Source organism: Streptomyces sp. NBC_00443 (genome assembly GCF_036014175.1).
Taxonomy (GTDB): Bacteria; Actinomycetota; Actinomycetes; order Streptomycetales; family Streptomycetaceae; genus Streptomyces.
In genome coordinates, this window is the sequence record NZ_CP107917.1 from 9,158,882 (window position 1) to 9,174,020 (window position 15,139).

At 69.3% G+C, this 15,139-nt stretch carries 6 protein-coding genes and 3 pseudogenes; 4 read left to right on the plus strand and 5 right to left on the minus strand.

Annotation, left to right across the window (positions count from 1 at the left end; genetic code table 11):
* Nucleotides 1-49 precede the first annotated feature (49 nt).
* The 3 genes and pseudogenes from OHO27_RS41760 to OHO27_RS41770 form a co-directional block, all read right to left on the minus strand.
* Nucleotides 50-2,359: a SpoIIE family protein phosphatase gene (locus tag OHO27_RS41760; protein WP_328430108.1), complete on the minus strand. Its 2,310-nt coding sequence runs from the start codon at nucleotides 2,357-2,359 to the stop codon at nucleotides 50-52.
* A gap of 264 nt (nucleotides 2,360-2,623) precedes the next feature.
* Nucleotides 2,624-6,892 (minus strand): HAMP domain-containing protein, encoded by a 4,269-nt coding sequence (locus tag OHO27_RS41765; protein ID WP_328430109.1) that lies wholly within the window; start codon nucleotides 6,890-6,892, stop codon nucleotides 2,624-2,626.
* Between the two features lie 577 nt (nucleotides 6,893-7,469).
* Nucleotides 7,470-7,580, minus strand: a pseudogene (locus tag OHO27_RS41770) (DUF6766 family protein); the annotation flags it as partial.
* A 346-nt stretch (nucleotides 7,581-7,926) separates the two neighbouring features.
* Between OHO27_RS41770 and OHO27_RS41775 the strand changes: the two are divergent.
* Nucleotides 7,927-8,669, plus strand: a pseudogene (locus OHO27_RS41775) (class I SAM-dependent methyltransferase).
* 173 nt (nucleotides 8,670-8,842) lie between these two features.
* Here the strand turns inward: OHO27_RS41775 and OHO27_RS41780 are convergent.
* Together OHO27_RS41780 and OHO27_RS41785 are read right to left on the minus strand one after the other, a co-directional pair.
* Nucleotides 8,843-9,328, minus strand: a complete 486-nt coding sequence (locus tag OHO27_RS41780; protein WP_328430110.1) for a hypothetical protein — start codon at nucleotides 9,326-9,328, stop codon at nucleotides 8,843-8,845.
* Nucleotides 9,329-9,638: 310 nt separating this feature from the next.
* Complete coding sequence (locus OHO27_RS41785) at nucleotides 9,639-10,040, minus strand: DUF3662 domain-containing protein (protein WP_328430111.1); 402 nt, start codon at nucleotides 10,038-10,040, stop codon at nucleotides 9,639-9,641.
* A 202-nt stretch (nucleotides 10,041-10,242) separates the two neighbouring features.
* Here OHO27_RS41785 and OHO27_RS41790 point away from each other — a divergent pair, with 202 nt between their 5' ends.
* From OHO27_RS41790 to OHO27_RS41800, 3 genes and pseudogenes are all read left to right on the plus strand, one after another.
* On the plus strand, nucleotides 10,243-10,809 hold the full coding sequence (locus OHO27_RS41790) for a PadR family transcriptional regulator (RefSeq protein WP_328430112.1): 567 nt from the start codon (nucleotides 10,243-10,245) through the stop codon (nucleotides 10,807-10,809).
* Nucleotides 10,810-10,895: 86 nt separating this feature from the next.
* A complete protein-coding gene (locus OHO27_RS41795; protein WP_328430113.1) occupies nucleotides 10,896-12,614 on the plus strand; it encodes an acyl-CoA dehydrogenase family protein in 1,719 nt (572 codons plus the stop codon).
* Between the two features lie 286 nt (nucleotides 12,615-12,900).
* A pseudogene (locus tag OHO27_RS41800) lies at nucleotides 12,901-15,056 on the plus strand (SpoIIE family protein phosphatase).
* The last annotated feature ends 83 nt before the right edge of the window (nucleotides 15,057-15,139 follow it).

The following is a 15,139-nucleotide window of genomic DNA, read 5'->3' on the forward strand; positions in this document are numbered from 1 at the left end:
TGAACGGACCATTGGACCGAGCCCGGTCGGGTGAGGCGGTCGGCGCGGCTCAGGCCACTCGGACGCCCACGATGCAGGTGTCGTCGTCGGTGTCGGACTTGCTGTAGGTGAGCAGACGGTCCAGCTGCTGTTCGAGCGTGGGCGGGACGGTGCGGGCAGCCGCCAGCAGCTGGGTCAGGGACTCCTGCACGGTCCGGTCACGGCGCTCGATCAGACCGTCCGTGTACATCAGCAGTGTGTCGTCGACGGCGAGTTGGACCTCGTGTTCCTCGTACGTCGCCTCGGGCACGGCACCGAGCAGCATGCCCTTGACCAGGGGCAGCGCCGTCGCCTCGCTGTCGCGCACCAGGACCGGCGGCAGATGGCCGGCCCTGGCCCAGCGCAGGGTACGGCGCTCGGGGTCGTACAGGCCGCAGACCGCCGTGGCGGTGACCGCGCCCGTCAGATGGTGGGCCACCATGTTGAGCCAGGCCAGCAACTGGGCCGGGCCGGCGCCTGTCACGGCGAGTCCACGCAGCGCGTTGCGCAGGACGACCATGCTGGTGGCCGCCTCGATCCCGTGCCCGGCGACATCGCCCACGCACAGCAGCACCAGCCGGGACGGCAGCACGACCGCGTCGTACCAGTCGCCGCCGACGAGCTGCTGGGTCTCCGCGGGCCGGTAGCGCACGGCCACGCGCAGGCCGGGGGCCTCCAGCGGGGCCTGCTCCGGCGGCATGATCGCGTGCTGCAACTGGAGGGTGAGCCGAGCGCGTTCGATGGCCTGCTGCTCGGTGTGGGCGAGCTGGTCACGCGTGGCGGCGAGCGCGACCTCCGTCCAGTGGTGGGCGGAGATGTCCTGGTAGGCGCCCCGTACGACGAACAGCCGGCCGTCGGAGTCGAGTTCCGGCTCGGCGACCACGCGGATGTGCCGAGTCACCCCGTCCGGCCGTTGCAGCCGGAAGGCCGTGGACGCGGGACGGCGGTGGTGGAGCAGAGTGCGCAGAAATCTGCCGATGGCGACCGCGTCGTCGGGGTGGGCATGGGCGGGCAGGTCCTCCAACGGGATCGGACCGCTCGCGGAGGGCTTGCCGTAGAGACTGTAGAGCTGGACGTTCCAGGTGATCTCGCCGGTGAGGAGGTTCTCCTCGAAGCCGCCGATGCGGCCGAGGCGCTGGGCGTGCTGCAGCAGGCTCGCCAGCCGCGCCGTTTCGTCCTCTATGCGCCACAGGAGCAGGACGCTGCCGCCATGCCGACTGATGTTGATGTCGGCGACCGCTGACAGCGGGACCTCGCCGACCAGTGCCGTGAGGCGCATACGGCGGGCACGGAAAGGCTCGCCCGTGGCGTAGACACGTTCGATCTGCTCGAACAGTGCACTCTCGCCGGCGACCATCGGGTAGGCCTCCAGCAGCATGGAGCCGTGCACGACACTTCGCGGCCGGCCGGTCGGGTCCAGGAAGCGGCTGTTGACGTGGTGGATGTGGAAGTCGACGAGTTCCCCGGCGGCATCCAGCCGGGGGACGAGCACCAGCGCCGGGTCGTGGAGGCCGTCGGCCAGGTCCATCAACTCGGCGACGTCCGGCAGAACGGCGGGCCGTGCAGCGCCGTCGGGATGGTGCGGGGCGGACGTCTCCAGGGTGTGCGCACACAGCTCGGCCAGGGCCTCGACCTGACGGACGATCTGCGGCGGCTGAGGTTCGAGCGGTGTGGGCCAGACGATCTCCAGTACGCCGTGGATCCTGCCGCCCGCGAACGCAGGCACGGCGACCCGGCCGCCGTCGGGGTGGTGGCGCCGGCCGATGGAGGGCAGCCCGGTCTCCGACAGGCAACCGATCCACTGGCCCGTTCGCTCACCGAGCCCACGACGCGCCACGGTTGCCACGCCGGGCGGCACATATCGCCAGCGCCCCGCCTCGGCGACCGAGAATCCCGCGCTGCCCGCCAGAGTGAGCGACCCGTCGCCGCCCAGCGCCCAGATGGCCACTGCTTCCGCGCCGAGGGGTTTCAGCGCGTGCTCCATCAGGGAGTCGGCCACGGCTTGGGCGTCGCGGGCGGCCAGCGCTGCGCTCTCGGCGGCCCGGAGCCGTACGGCGGAGGAGTCGCTCCTCGGCGGGGCGGCGGCTTCGGTGCCCGCGGTGGCGGCGAGGAAGGCGGAGGTCACTTCGGTGAGCCGGTCACGCGAGGCCTGGTTGATGACCTCGACGGCGAACTCGAGCGGTGTCACGCCTGCCTGCTCGGCCAGCTCGGCGAGCTGTCGCGCAGCCTGCGTCGGCCCGCACCTGAGCCGCTCGACGAGGATGCCCTTGGCCAGCTCGAGCAGGGCACGCCCGTCCGCGGCCGCCTGAGCCGCCCGCACCTCCCGGCGCAACCGTTCCACGGTCGCGGCGAGCCTGCCGACGGGGGAGGGGTGATCGTCTCCGACCTCTCTTCCACGTCGGCCTCAGCAGTGAGGTCGCCGCGGCCGGCGACGGGTACGGGCACGGGCCGGCCGATGGGAAGGCGTTCGCTGTCTTCCGCCGGAACACCGGCGGCTTCCGGCCCGGTCGGCTGATGGGGATGGGTCACGGTTGACCTGTTCCTCGGCTCGGACGTCCAGGGACGCCGGATGGTCGGCTGGCGCGGACGGCTGTACGGCGGCCCGTCAGACGGACAGCCAGTGCTGGACGCGGCCGATGAGCTCGTTGGTGTCGACAGGCTTGGTGACGTAGTCGTTCGCGCCGGACGCGAGACTCTTCTCCTGGTCCCCGGGCATGGCTTTCGCGGTGACCGTGATGATGGGCAGGTTCGCGTACTGGGGCATCGCGCGGATCTCCGCGGTGGCGGCGTAACCGTCCATCTCCGGCATCATCACGTCCATCAGGACCAGCGAGACGTCCGTATGAGCCAGCAGCGTCTCGATGCCCCTGCGGCCGTTGTCGGCGTGCAGGACACGGAAGCCGTGGAGCTCCAGCGCCCCGCTGAGCGCGAAGAGGTTGCGCGCGTCGTCGTCGACCACCAGCACCGTACTGCCGACGAAGGCCTGGTCGACGACATGCGCGATCGGCCGCTGGGGTTCCTCGACGCGTACCAGCGACAGCACGTCTCCCGGCTCCTCCGCGGACAGGTGCAGGGTGATGCGTTCGCGCAGATCGTCCAGACTGGAGAGGAAGTCCAGCGGGCGGCCGTCCGCGCGGGAGCGCAGCATCTGCTCCTGCGCCAGGTCCACGTGATGACCGGTGTGCACGAGCACCGGCACGCTGGCCAGCGCCGAGTCGCCCTCCATGGCCTGCAGCAGACGCGCGCCCTCGTCGTCCGGCATGTCGAGCTCCAGCACGACGCAGTGGCAGGGTTCGGCGGCCAGGGTGCTCGCCGCCTCCTGCGCCCCGACGGCCGTGATCACGTCGATCGCCCCGAGCGGGCTGTGGGGGTCGGTGGCGATGTCCGCCACCGCACGCTCGGCGACCAGGGTGAGCAAGCCGCGTGGACGACCCTCGACGACGAGCAGGCGGCGCCTGCGCTGCTCGGGAGCCTTGACGGCAGTGGCCTCCGACGGGGAGGCCGGCAACGGCTCGGCGGCGGTGGCATGCGGCTGGTCCGCCCCGAGGTTGCCGCTGTCGAGCAGATCCTCGAAGTCGGCGCGGGTCACCGGAAGGTAGAGCGTGAAGGTGCTGCCCTGGCCGGGCGTGCTGTCCACCGTGACGGCGCCGCCGAGCATGTAGGCGATCTCCCGGGTGATGGACAGGCCGAGGCCGGTGCCGCCGTACTTGCGGCTGGTCGTGCCGTCCGCCTGCTGGAACGCCCCGAAGATCGTCTCCAGCTGCTGCTGAGGGATGCCGATGCCGGTGTCCTTCACGCGGAAGGCCACCACGGGGGCACCGCGCAGCACGCCCACGGGCACCTCCCGGTCCGCGGGGGGTTCGATGCGCAGCTCGACGCCGCCCTGTTCGGTGAACTTCACCGCGTTCGACAGCAGGTTGCGCAGGATCTGACGCAACCGGGAGCCGTCGGTGAGCAGATCGGCAGGGGTGCCCGGTGCGGTGGCCACCGTGAAGGCCAGGCTCTTCTGCGTCGTCATCGGCCGGAACGTCGCCTCGACGTACTCCAGGAGCTGGCGCAGCGGAATGCGCTCGGGGGCGACGTCCATCTTGCCGGCCTCGACCTTCGACAGGTCGAGGATGTCGTTGATCAGCTGCAGCAGGTCCGAGCCCGCCGAGTGGATGATCCCCGCGTACTCGACCTGCTTCGGGGTGAGGTTGCGCGAGGGGTTCTGTGCGAGCAACTGAGCCAGGATCAGCAGGCTGTTGAGCGGCGTACGAAGCTCGTGGCTCATGTTCGCCAGGAACTCCGACTTGTACTTCGACGCCAGCGCCAGCTCCTGCGCACGGGTCTCCAGTTCCTGCCGTGCCTGTTCGATCTGCAGGTTCTTCGCCTCGATGTCGCGGTTCTGCGAGGCCAGCAGGGAGGCCTTCTCCTCGAGTTCCTCGTTGGAGCGCTGGAGTTCGTCCTGCTGGACCTGCAACTCTTCGGAGCGCGCCTGGAGTTCGGCAGTCAGTCGCTGGGACTCGTCCAGCAGCTCGTCCGTGCGGGCGTTGGCCACGATGGTGTTGAGGCTGACGCCGACGGTCGGCATCAGCTGGGCGAGGAAGTCCTGGTGGATCTGGGTGAAGCGAGCGATGGACGCCAGCTCGATGACACCGAGGACCTGCTCGTCGACGACGATGGGCAGGACCACCAGGGCGCTGGGCACGGCCTGCCCGAGGCTGGAGGAGACCGTCACATAGCCCGGCGGAAGTTCCTCCACGCTGATCGGACGGTGGTTCCGTGCCGCCTGCCCGACCAGGGAGCGCCCGACGCGGATGCGCTCGGGCCGGCCGGTCTCGTCGGGATAGCCGTACGAGCCCACGAGCCGCAGGCCGGAGCCACGCTCGGTGTCCTCGGCGAGGTAGAAGGCGCCGTACTGCGCCGAGACCAGTGGCGCGAGTTCGTCCATGACGAGCTCGGCGACGACGGGCAGGTCGCGGTGGCCCTGCATCAGTGCGGAGATCCGCGCGAGGTTGGTCTTCAGCCAGTCCTGCTCCTGGTTGGCCCGCGTGGTCTCACGCAGGGACCCCACCATGGAGTTGATGTTGTCCTTGAGCTCGGCGACCTCGCCGGATGCCTCCACGGTGATGGAGCGGGTCAGGTCCCCCTCGGCGACGGCGCTCGCGACCTCGGCGATCGCACGGACCTGGCGGGTGAGGTTCCCGGCCAGTTCGTTGACGTTCTCCGTCAGCCGCTTCCAGGTCCCCTCGACTCCCTCCACCTCGGCCTGCCCGCCGAGCCGTCCCTCGCTGCCGACCTCGCGGGCGACGCGGGTGACCTCGGCGGCGAACGACGACAGCTGGTCGACCATCGTGTTGATGGTGGTCTTGAGTTCCAGGATCTCGCCGCGGGCGTCCACGTCGATCTTCTTCGACAGGTCACCGTTGGCCACCGCGGTCGTGACCAGGGCGATGTTGCGGACCTGCCCGGTCAGGTTGTTGGCCATGGAGTTGACGTTGTCGGTGAGGTCCTTCCACGTGCCTGCCACGTTGGGCACGTGCGCCTGCCCCCCGAGGCGTCCCTCGGTGCCGACTTCACGGGCGACACGTGTGACTTCGTCGGCGAACGCGGAGAGCGTGTCGACCATCGTGTTGATGACATCCGCCAGGGCAGCGACCTCGCCCTTGGCCTCGACCGTGATCTTCTGCGAGAGGTCGCCGCGCGCGACGGCCGTGGCGACCTTGGCGATCGAGCGGACCTGGCCGGTCAGGTTGGACGCCATCACGTTGACGTTGTCGGTGAGGTCCTTCCACGTCCCCGACACGCCTCGGACGGTCGCCTGGCCGCCCAGATTGCCCTCGGTGCCGACTTCGCGGGCGACGCGGGTGACTTCGTCGGCGAAGGCGGACAGCTGGTCGACCATCGTGTTGATGGTGGTCTTGAGTTCCAGGATCTCGCCGCGGGCGTCCACGGTGATCTTCTGGGAGAGATCGCCCTGTGCGACGGCGGTGGCCACCTGGGCGACGTTGCGGACCTGCGCGGTGAGGTTGCCCGCCATGAAGTTCACGGAGTCCGTGAGATCGCGCCAGGTGCCCTTCACGCCCTTGACGTCCGCCTGTCCGCCGAGGCGTCCCTCGGTGCCGACTTCACGGGCGACGCGGGTGACTTCGTCGCCGAAGGCGGAGAGCTGGTCGACCATCGTGTTGATGGTGTTCTTCAGCTGGAGGATCTCGCCGCGGGCGTCCACGGTGATCTTCTGCGACAGGTCGCCCTGCGCGACCGCGGTCGTCACCTGGGCGATGTTGCGGACCTGGGAAGTGAGGTTTCCCGCCATGAAGTTGACCGAATCGGTCAGGTCGCGCCACACACCACCGACACCCGGCACCCGGGCCTGTCCGCCGAGGCGCCCCTCGCTGCCCACCTCGCGGGCGACACGGGTGACTTCGTCGGCGAAGGCGGAGAGCTGGTCGACCATAGTGTTGACGGTCTCCTTCAGCTCCAGGATCTCGCCGCGTGCGGGCACGTCGACCTTCTGCGACAGGTCGCCCTTGGCCACCGCTGTCGCCACCTGCGCGATGTCACGCACCTGCGTGGTCAGGTTCCCCGCCATGGCATTGACCGAGTCGGTCAGATCGGCCCAGGTCCCCGAGACGCCCGGCACCTCGGCCTGGCCGCCCAGCGTGCCTTCGGTACCCACCTCCCGGGCCACTCGCGTGACTTCCGAGGTGAAGACGGACAGCTGGTCCACCATGCCGTTGAAGACCGTGGCGATGTCGCCGAGGAGACCCTCGCCGTCCGGCAGCCGGGTGCCGAAGTCGCCGTCCCGTACGGCGGTCAGTCCGGCCAGCAGTTGCCGTAGCTCCTGCTCGCCCGGGGGTCCGTCGACTGCCTCGATCATCTTGCTGGTCATGCGCACCCTCGTTCCGCTCCCCAAGAGCCCTCACCCCGAGGACTCGGAACCGAGTCGGGCCTGTGAAGGCCCCTCACTGTCCGGTTTCCGCTGTTCACAAGGCTCGACCGGATGAGAAAATCCCGTGAAGATTAACTCAGTTGCAAGGCGACAACAAAAGCCTGATGCGGAGATTCCGGCTGGATGGAAACCCTCCCTTCCGGGAGGCGTAACCGGCGGGATACGAGGTACTGGAACGAGTTCGCTCGGACTTCGGGTGCGGCGAAATGGTCTCCGCGCGGTGTCGTGTGCACCGGCTTCGGGGTACCCGGACCGCATGCCGAAGAGGGTGAAGTATGCAGGATTTGCTCTGGCGTTCTTTGCGCTGCTGGCCGTGGTGATCAGGTTCGGGAGCGGGGGAGTCGGCTGGGGCCATGCCTTGCTGGGTGCGCTTGTGGCGACGCCGCTCGGTCTGTGGATGATCTGGTTGCGTCGTCGTATGACGGAACTGGCGCAGGAGTGGGGACGACGGAGGTCCCGACCGTGGCCTGAGGAGCGGCGACGCTGAGACCTGGGGCTGGAGACTTGCGTGGTCTGCTCAGCCCTCCACGCCGGTGACGCCGTGGGCCGCTCCCGCCGGCTTCGACTCGGGGGAGCCGCGTTCCCGCAGGTAGACCGACAGTATGGCCGACGCGACGGCGAGCAGTTGGCCTGACGACGCCGGCGTCGTCTGCCGCCAACGGGCCCCGCTACGGCGGGCGGTGCAAGACCACCGTGTCGGCGCCCAAGACCATCAAGGTCGACCGCCGCAAGTTCGGGTTCGGGAGTTTGAGCCGGGATCAGGGCGCCGACCTCATCGCCGAACAGGGGCATGTCTGCTGGAGGAGTATCCGGGGTTTGCCCGGTCGCGGGCTGATTTCTTTGTGTCATCGGTCGGTACGGCGGCAGAGCAGCTGCGCAGGAGACTGTCTGTCACGACCGCGACCCGGCGACCCTCGTGGATGAGGCGGGACTGGCGTGGGCGTGTACACGACGACGAACAGGGGAGCGCAGCCGTGAGTGTGCAGCAGTACGACGAGATCGGCGAGGTATTCGAGGGGTTCAAGTCCCTGCCGCTGACCCGCTATGGGGAGGTGCCGAGCTTCCTGGGCTTGGTCGGGGACGTGAGTGGCAGGTCGGTTCTTGACCTGGCGTGCGGCACGGGTTTCTACAGCAGGGAGTTCAAGCGGCGCGGAGCCACGGAGGTGCTCGGTGTCGACATCTCCGTCGAGATGATCGCCGCCGCGAGGAGTTCGAGCAGCGGGACTCGCTGGGTGTGCGCTACGAGGTCGGAGACGTGGCCGAACTGCGGCCTCTCGACGGGCGCTTCGACATCGCGGTGGGAGTGCAGTGCCTCAACTACGCCGAGGACATCGCGGCGATGGAGCAGATGTGCCGCAACATCCACCGAAGTCTCGTACCGGGTGGCGAGTTCTTCGTGTTCGCACAGAAGCCCGACTACCGGTTCGACTGTCCGTCCCTGGACAAGTACGGGTTCCGCTGCGAGCCGACCGGCGAGGAAGGGGAGACGGGCCCGCGGGTGAGGGTCACGGCTCTCCTCGAACCGCAGCCCGTCAGCATCGTCGCCAATGCACCGCGCCGCGAGGTCTACGAGCAGTGTCTGCAGGCGGCCGGATTCAGTGAGGTGGAGTGGGTTCCACTGCAGGTGGCCGAAGCCGGCATCCGTGAGTTCGGCGAGGACTTCTGGGCTGACCTCCTCGCCCACCCGCCGCTGGAGATGTTGCGCTGCTGTGCCTGACCGGCTGACTGACCGGGCCTCGAGTACGGTTTCGCCGTGCGTCTGGCGCTGGGGTAGGGGACCCGGTCCGTCCGGACCGGAATCGTGGCCTTGATCCCAACGGTGGAGTGGTCACCCTTTGCACCCAGCCCCTCTAGGGGGAGTGCAGTGTCCCTGTCGGCGAATGCTGAGCCTCATCGGCGTCGCAGTATGCCGCGCCAAGGACCGAGGACAGCAGCCGCGAGGCCGCGGTGCCCGGTCACGCCCTCGGCGATGAGGGAGATGCCGACGCCCAGCAACCAGACGTCCTTGGCCAGCACCGTGCCCGGCTCAGTGGGGCGCAGACTGCCTTCCCGACGCATGCCTGGCGTACACAGGTACAGCCCGAGCGTGCCGCAAGAGAATGCGGTGAGCGCAGTCCCGGCGACAGCGGCAGGGACGACCGGTAGGAGTAGCGCGGCGGCAATGGCGATCTCCTGGTTCGAGAGCCGCCGAGTGAACTTCTGGGCGTCGACCTTGCCCAGGAAAGGGTAGGTCGTGATGGCGAACTGCTGGAGTCGCTCGGCGGTGGCCTGGTCCGCGTGGCGTTTCGACAGTCCGGAGTTGAGGAAGAACGCACCGACGGTGAGCCGGAGCGGCAGTTGCCGCGCCGCGGAACGCCAAGCCGAACCGGATGCCATGCCGAGCCTCCTGACCATCACCCCCGTCTTCCACCATGCCACCGGCCCGAACCATGTCAAACGGGAGTAGTCACTGCCTGTGGCGGGTCTCCGGGCGGCCGGGGGGGGCGGGATGGTGGTGACCTCGATCGTCGGATGCTCGGGGGCTCCGACGCCAGTGCCCCGATGCCGGTGGTGACGTCTCGGTCGTGGTGCATCGGGACGGTTGGGATCCGGAGCCCGAACCCTCCCGTCAGAGGTGGGAGGCTCTCGCGCGTCGCACGATTTGCCGATGTCGGTGCCGACGGCAGCCTGATGAACTCGCGCGCCTTCAGTGGCTCGGTGCCTGGAAACCCTCGGCGCGGACATTGGGCATCACCGTGCTCGTCACGCGGTAACGCCCGTTGGGGACGCCGCAGGACTTGGTGACGTGCACAGCCAGCGGCCCGGCCCATTCATACCCGTGGTGCTCGCCGTGCTGTGCCAGCCTGTCGGTGAGGACCTGCCCCACCTGGCCTGCGTTGCGGGCGAGTTCGTCGTGGACGTGTTCGGCCAGTTCCACGTCGTACGCGTTCGGGACCACGACCCGGCTCCGACTGCACACCACGGCGTTGCTGTCACATTCACGCCGCAACGCATCCACCAACTCGACCGGTTCCCTGCGGAAGACCTGTGCCCAAAGCGCCTCTCCGGCGCGCTCGAGAGTCCGTTCCCATCCGGTGAGCGTGCTCATCCGCTCGTCACTCCTTCTTCCTCGCGTTCCACGCCCAGACCCGGACGTCCCGGTTTCATGAGCTTCGCCATCCCCGGCGAGTAGCCACAAACGAAGCAGTCACCCGGCGCCCACTGAACCTGAGCATCTGCCTCGCGTGAGCCCTGTCTCACCTGGGCGGCACCACTTGGCTATGCAACGAGTTGCATATAAAGATCGAGGTATGGCGCTCGAGCACGCGATCCTCGTCTCCCTGCTGGAGAAGCCGGGCACCGGCTATGAGCTGGCCCGGCGCTTCGACCGGTCCATCGGATACTTCTGGACCGCCACGCACCAGCAGATCTACCGCGTCCTCAAGCGCATGGAGAGCGATGGCCTGCTCGCCGTCCGCGGGTTGCCGCAGCAGAGCCGGCCGGACAAGAAGGAGTACTCCGTCGTAGGGCCCGGCCGTGCCGCCCTCTCGCGGTGGCTGCACGAATCGATCGAACCCGAGAGCATCCGGCACGAGCTGGCCGTGAAGATCCGCGGTGCGGCCTTCGACGACCCGACCGTGCTGATCCGGGAAGTCGAACGGCACCGGCAGGTGCACAGCGACCGGCTGGCGCACTATCTCGCCGGGGAACTGCGCGACTTCACCGGCCCGGCGGCCCCCGCTGCGCTCGACGCCGGTCAGGAGCTGCAGCATGTCGTGCTGCGCGGCGGCATCGCGTACGAGCGAATGACCGTCGCCTGGCTCGACGACGTACTCGCCACCCTCCATCGGCTCGGCACGTCAGACCCGCATCCCTGAACGGCCCGCCAGGACCGCTCGCGCTCCGCGACCTTCAGTTCTGCACCCTCAACCCTCAACTCTCAACCCTCGGAAGGCGGACCTCCATGGCCGACCCCCTCCTCTTCAACCCACGCACGTACGACCCGGCACAGTTCGACCCCGAGACCCGCAGGTTGCTGCGCGCGACCGTCGACTGGTTCGAGGACCGGGGCAAGCGCAGGCTCATCGAGGACTACCGTTCCCGCGCCTGGCTGGCCGACTTCCTCGCGTTCGCCGGCAAGGAAGGGCTGTTCGCCACCTTCCTCACCCCGGCATCCGCCGCAGGGCACAAGGACCAGCGCTGGGACACGGCCCGGATCGCCGCCCTCAACGAGATCTTCGGGTTCTACGGTCTCGACTACTGGTACGCCTGGCAGGTGACCATCCTCGGCCTCGGGCCGGTCTGGCAGAGCGACAACGCGGCGGCTCGCGCCCGTGCCGCAGAACTCCTCACCCAGGGCGAGGTGTTCGCCTTCGGCCTTTCCGAGAAGACCCATGGTGCCGACATCTACTCCACCGACATGCTGCTGACACCGGACGGCAACGGCGGCTTCACGGCGGAGGGTTCCAAGTACTACATCGGCAACGGCAACGCCGCCGGTCTCGTCTCGGTCTTCGGCCGACGCACCGACATCGAGGGCCCGGACGGCTACGTCTTCTTCGCCGCCGACAGCCGCCACCCGGCCTATCAGCTCGTGAAGAACGTCGTCGACTCCTCGAAGTACGTCAGCGAGTTCCGCCTCGCGAGCTACCCCGTGGGCCCGGACGACGTCCTGCACACGGGCCGCGCCGCGTTCGACGCCGCCCTCAACACCGTCAACGTCGGCAAGTTCAACCTCTGCACCGCCTCGATCGGCATCTGCGAGCACGCGATGTACGAGGCGGTCACCCACGCGCACACGCGCATCCTGTATGGCCGCCCCGTCACCGCCTTCCCGCATGTGCGCCGCGAGCTGGCCGACGCGTACGTGCGCCTCGTCGGCATGAAGGCGTTCAGCGACCGCGCCGTCGACTACTTCCGCTCTGCCTCTCCGGACGACCGCCGTTATCTGCTCTTCAACCCGATGACGAAGATGAAGGTGACCACGGAGGGCGAGAAGGTGATCGACCTGATGTGGGACGTGATCGCCGCCAAGGGCTTCGAGAAGGACACCTACTTCGCCCAGGCCGCCGTCGAGATCCGGGGGCTGCCCAAGCTCGAAGGCACGGTCCACGTCAACCTCGCGCTGATCCTCAAGTTCATGCGCAACCACCTCCTGAACCCGGCCGAGTTCGCGCCCGTGCCGACTCGCCTCGACGCGGCCGACGACACCTTCCTCTTCGAGCAGGGACCGGCCCGCGGCCTTGGCTCCGTCCGCTTCCACGACTGGCGCCCCGCCTACGACGCCTACGCCGGCGTGCCGAACGTCGCTCGCTTCCGGGAGCAGGCCGACGCCCTGTGCGAGTTCGTCACCACCGCAGCCCCCGACGAGGAGCAGAGCCGCGACCTCGATCTTCTGCTCTCCGTCGGCCAGCTGTTCGCGCTCGTGGTGCACGGCCAGCTGATCCTGGAGCAGGCCCGCCTGACGGACCTTGACGAGGATGTGCTCGACGAGCTGTTCTCCGTCCTCGTCCGCGACTTCTCCGCGTTCGCCGTCGAACTGCACGGCAAGGACTCCGCCACTGCGGATCAGCAGCGTTGGGCGCTCGGTGCCGTCCGGCGTCCTGTCATCGACGAAGCGCGTTCGTCCCGTATCTGGGAGCGTGTCGAGGCGCTGGCCGGGGCGTACGAGATGGCGCTGTAACAACGTGTGCGGGGGGCTTGCCGACCTGTAACCGGCCCGGTCCCCAGGAGCAGTGACGCCCGTACTGCCGACGTCGCCACGTACCCGCCGTAGCCCTTGCCGCGGCGGGTACCGGCGGTCTCCCGCCCACTGAAGAAGATGAGGAGGGTCCGCCGCGCAATTCGCCGGTGTGGGCGAAGCCGCCCCCGGTGTTATTCAATGAGGTGTGCGGTCAGGGAGCTCGGGGCCCCGTCGCGCAGTCCGAGTACGGCCCCGGTGCTGCGCCGGGGATTGCTGAGAGAGTCGTATGGACTCCACACCCTCCCGCTCATCCTCGTCGGCGTTCCACCTGGTCAGCCGGGCCCTGGGGCGCTACATCCCGCGCGGTGGAGCGGCCGCCGGCCCCGCCGGCGCGCAGGGCGACCGCAGCACCAGCCACGCTGCACCCGAGGACTCGGCAGCCGGCCACCAGGAGCAGATCCTCGGCGCGGTCAACCTGGACCGGGATCTGATCATCACCCGCTGCAACCTGGACGCCCCCGTGTTCGCGGGTCTGGACGCCGTGCCCGGGAAACCGTTTGTCGATCTTCTGCCCCCTTGGGACGTACCGACGGTCACACGGCGGTTGCGGCAGGTCGTGGAGAGCGGTGAGGCGCACGTCGCCCGCATCCAGCGCCTGCGCCGCAGCGACGGGTCCGAGCTGGTGGTCTCACTGAGCATCCTGCCCGCCGCGGCGCCTGAGGAGGGCCTCACCGTCTCCATGATCGCCATGGCCCGCAGGCTGCACCTGTACGCCGCCGAGACCGCGATCGGCACCTCGCTGGACATCGGCGAGACCGCGCAGTCGCTGGCGGAGTCTCTCCTGGCCTGGGGAGACGTGGCGGCCGTCGACCTCGACTTCGCCGTGTGGACGGGTGAGGGAGTCACCGGGCAGGTGCAGAGGCGCATCCGACTGCGACGGGCAGCCCTGGTGCCGGACCGGGCATGGCCCGAGGGCTACGTGACCCCGGGCGACGACCTCCCCAGCGACGCGAGTCGCCTGCTGGCGCAGGCGGTGCTGCGCAACGACCCTCCCCAGGCCATCGTCATACCCGACCGGGAGGCGGTCGAGCGGGTACTCGACAGCCCACGAGTGGTGCGTGCCCTGGTGCCCGTCGACCGGTCGGCGGGTGTGGCGTGCATACCCCTGGTTCTGGATGGCGTGCCGCCCCTCGTGCTGGGTGTGGCGGAGGTCTGGCGGCGGGCGGACCGCCCCTTCCGCGACAGCGAGCTGTTCGACTTGCAGGAACTCGTGGCCAGGACCGCCCATCACGTCGACCTGGCCCGCCAGCACCAGCGAGAGCACAGGCAGGTGCTGGCACTGCAGCGCCGACTCCTGCCACGGACCGGCGGCGACACCATCGAGATCGCCAGCGTCTACCAGCCCGCCACCCCCGACAGCGCGGGCGTCGGCGGCGACTGGGTGAACAGCTTTCCGCTGCCGGACGGCCGTACCGCGCTGGTGGTAGGTGATGTCGTCGGCCATGGCCTGGGAGCTGCCGCAACCATGGGCCAGCTGAGCATGGAAGCCCGCGCGCTGCTGTCCGCGGGGCTCGCGCCCGACGAGGTACTGGAGCACCTGGACGAGACCGTGACGCTGCTGGACGACGCGGAGTCGGGGCTGGCGGCCGGCTACAGCGCCCTCGGGTCGACCTGCTGCATCGCCCTCTACGACCCGGTCAGCCACCAGGTGGCGCTGTCCAGTGCCGGCCACCTCCCCCCGGTCCTGGTCACCCCGGACGGGCACGCCGGCCCGCTGTCGCGTCGTCCTCACCCCGGCCTGGGCGCCGAGTTCGCGCTGCGGGAGCCGTTCGACGTCCACACCTTCGTCGCCGCCCCGGGCTCCCTGCTCGCTCTCTACACCGACGGCCTGGTCGAGGATCCCGCCCTGTCGATCGACGAGGGCATCGACAGGCTGGCGGCCGCCGTGTCCCTGGTGCACCCCTGGGACGCCCTGCAGCAGGCCGCACGGCACGTCGTCTCCGAGCTGGCTCCCGTGCGCCAGCGCGACGATGTGACCCTGCTGCTCGCGCGGATGATCGGCTACCGCAAGGGGGACACGGCGACCTTGCGGCTGGCCGCCCGCTACGACGCTCCCGCGCGCGCCCGAGCGCAGGTCTTCGCGCTGCTGACGCAGTGGCGCACCAGGGACGAGACCCGGGACAAGGTGGTGCTGCTGGTCAGCGAGCTGGTCACGAACGCGGTCCGCTTCGCTGCCGGTCCCATCACGGTACGGCTGATCAGGGCCGGCAATCACCTGCTGTGCGAGGTGGGCGACACCGGCAACGGCAGGCCACGCCTGCGGCGGGGCGACCTGCTCGACGACGGCGGTCGTGGCATGAGCATCGTGCACCGGCTCACCACACGCTGGGGGTGCGGTGGACGGACACCGGCAAGGTTGTCTGGGCGGAAGTCGCGAGGTGACGCGGCTCCGCTTCCGGGACGCGGCAGGCGTGCGGGAGCCCGGTGAGGGTTCCTCCGGGGCGGGGGTTCACCTCGTCCGGGTA

Bases quoted from the DNA above. Each gene is read 5' to 3' on its own strand.
- OHO27_RS41795 (WP_328430113.1), top strand. From the start codon at position 10,896: ATGGCCGACCCCCTCCTCTTCAACCCACGCACGTACGACCCGGCACAG.
- OHO27_RS41785 (WP_328430111.1), bottom strand. From the start codon at position 10,040: ATGAGCACGCTCACCGGATGGGAACGGACTCTCGAGCGCGCCGGAGAG.
- OHO27_RS41765 (WP_328430109.1), bottom strand. From the start codon at position 6,892: ATGACCAGCAAGATGATCGAGGCAGTCGACGGACCCCCGGGCGAGCAG.
- OHO27_RS41790 (WP_328430112.1), top strand. From the start codon at position 10,243: ATGGCGCTCGAGCACGCGATCCTCGTCTCCCTGCTGGAGAAGCCGGGC.
- OHO27_RS41780 (WP_328430110.1), bottom strand. From the start codon at position 9,328: ATGGCATCCGGTTCGGCTTGGCGTTCCGCGGCGCGGCAACTGCCGCTC.